Raw genomic sequence first — 2,413 nt, forward strand, 5'->3', positions numbered from 1 at the left:
CACAAGCGAGGACGCTTGCGCCATCGTGGGGGGCGGTGAGTTTTGTAGGTGTTTTTTCGTGAAATTGGGCACATGCTGGGAAGCGTAGGGCAACAGAGATATGAAAATAAAGCAAGATAGCGCCAGCGTCCACGCTGGTGCTCTGTTTAATATAAACATTGCAAATTTTGCTCATAAGCTGTTGACGGAACCAATATTCAAAATCCGTTGGATTTTTTGATCGCACTTTTAGTTGATAGGCACAAGCGAGGACGCTTGCGCCATCAAAGGGGGCCATCATAGAGGGAATTGTTCATCAAAAATAGAAATTTTATCCTTTAAAACATTATCGCGATAAATATGCCACTTCCAAAAAGCCGAAAAAGGATAATTTGATTGGCACATTTTCTCTAGTTTTTCTAGAATTTCTTTTTCTTCTCTAGTTGAGAGAAGATTGTCCCTTAATTTGAGTTTAAGGTCTAACCAACATGCATAATGTTTAATTATTTCATCAATGAGAGCTTGTCTACTTATGCCTCTGATTGCAGTAGAACGATTGTTGTAACATTCTTCTAATAATTCTTTAGTTGCTAATATTTCTTCACTTTCTCCGAATAGACCTAAATTAACTATTACGGGATCCGAATCAGATGAAGGGCAACGTAATTCTATTGCTTTACTTACATCAATGTTTGTGCAATCCAAAATTTTCTCTTTTGTGCCTTTTATACTGTTACATCTAGAACAAGAATAAAATAAATTATTCCAATCATATTTTAAATTTTCATTGTTCTTATGTGGTATGAGGTGTTCAACTTCAATATCTGAAATGTTATCTTTTTCACATAAATAACATTTACCAAAAAACATTTCATTTAACTTTGTAATAACCTCTTCAGTTCTATAATCTTTTATAGTTTTTGATAGACTATTAGGTAATTGTGGATCCCTATTAACAAAAAACATTTATCTATTCTCCTCTATATCTAGAACCTTGTTTTCTGCTAATAATAGGATTACTTTCGCTGAATTAGTTAAGCTTTCTTTAAATGGTTCTAGCTTTTTTATATGTTCTCTTAATTTATTCGAGTCATTAATATCTGAATCTATAACTTCTTTCAGTTCATCAATTATATTCTGGAGTTCTATGCTATGAGTTGTATTTACATGAAACAATCCTTTCACAATAGCATCATTTGAATAAAATGTTACATTGTTTGTAATAAGTTCTTGTTTTGTTAAATCATAAATTACTGTATCAGAACTAGAGCTAATTACAAATGGAGAATGCGTGCTTACAATAAATTGAACCTTTGGAAAGGAGTTAATGAAAAAAGGTAAAATTATCTTTTGTAAAGATATATGTAAATGGGCATCTATTTCATCAATTAGTACTACACCAGTTAATTCATCTGGAGTTATATCAAACAGTTCAGTTCTCATTAACAGATCTGCATAAATGTCAAAAATGGCTTGATAGCCAGATGAGAGATTTTGAAATGTAAATTTCTTATTTCTTTGAATAATATAGAATTTCATTGATGAAACATCAAACTTTAGTTTTGTGTCATTATCTTCAAAAAGATATTTTAATTGGCGCTCAAAATTATCAAACCATTGTGAGAATTTATTAGCTTTCACATGATCTTTAGCCTCTGTCATAAGTAATGATTTAGTGACTCTTATATTTAAAAGATGTTGTTCTAATGTAGAACCCACATATTCTAACTCAAGAGAATTTTTCTTCTCTTCCTCTAAAGATGTAGATGAAGATGTCGCTTGAATTCTACTTATTCTGTATGCAGAAAAATTAGATCTGATTGCTTTTTTTGTATTAAAATTTCTAATAAAATCACTTATATTAGGAATTGAAAGCGTTAATGGTGAATTAAACTCTTTTAGTTTTTCTTCATAATATTTTATTGAATTGAATTTATCTATGTATTCATTTGATCCTTCAGTATAATTTTTTATATCACGTTTATAATAATCTAATGTGTCCTTAAAACTATCTATTTGAGAGTTGTTTTTTTCGAGCTCTATGTTAATAGATTTATAAATTGAATTTAATATTGATGTTTTTCCGACTCCGTTAGCACCAACAAGAATTAAGTTTTTACCATTTAAATCAATATTTATTTCATAGTCTAGATGCTCAATTTTTCCAGATATATTGTGTATATATTTCATTGTATTAACCTCAATTTTAGTAAAATTACATAATTACTTTTTTTCTAGAATAAAATTCACTTCATCGCCACACCCAACCACTTCATCATCTCTCTCTCATCCCAACCTTTACGTTTGGCATAATCTTGAGCTTGGTCTTCATCGATGCGACCTAAAGTGAAATAGTTACTTGCAGGGTGGGTGAAATACCAACCGCAGACAGAAGCTGCCGGCCACATGGCGTAGCTTTCGGTGAGTTTCATGC

4 protein-coding genes are annotated in these 2,413 nt (G+C 31.1%); all 4 read right to left on the reverse strand.

What is annotated here, in order from left to right:
• Window positions 1-277, reverse strand: a 277-nt coding sequence (locus HMPREF9065_RS10395) for a hypothetical protein (protein ID WP_232209104.1), incomplete at its 3' end; no start/stop codon positions are given.
• Window positions 277-945, reverse strand: a complete 669-nt coding sequence (locus HMPREF9065_RS01205) for an HNH endonuclease (RefSeq protein WP_021616899.1) — start codon at window positions 943-945, stop codon at window positions 277-279. The genes HMPREF9065_RS01205 and HMPREF9065_RS10395, both read right to left, overlap by 1 nt.
• Window positions 946-2,169 (reverse strand): AAA family ATPase, encoded by a 1,224-nt coding sequence (locus HMPREF9065_RS01200; protein ID WP_021616900.1) that lies wholly within the window; start codon window positions 2,167-2,169, stop codon window positions 946-948.
• Window positions 2,170-2,225: 56 nt separating this feature from the next.
• Window positions 2,226-2,413: vitamin B12 dependent-methionine synthase activation domain-containing protein (locus tag HMPREF9065_RS01195; protein WP_021615602.1), on the reverse strand; the 188-nt coding region annotated here is incomplete at its 5' end.

Source organism: Aggregatibacter sp. oral taxon 458 str. W10330 (assembly GCF_000466335.1).
Lineage (GTDB): Bacteria > Pseudomonadota > Gammaproteobacteria > Enterobacterales > Pasteurellaceae > Aggregatibacter.

Excerpts from the sequence above, each read along its gene's own strand:
- HMPREF9065_RS01200 (WP_021616900.1), bottom strand. The coding sequence starts at position 2,169 with ATGAAATATATACACAATATATCTGGAAAAATTGAGCATCTAGACTAT.
- HMPREF9065_RS01205 (WP_021616899.1), bottom strand. The coding sequence starts at position 945 with ATGTTTTTTGTTAATAGGGATCCACAATTACCTAATAGTCTATCAAAA.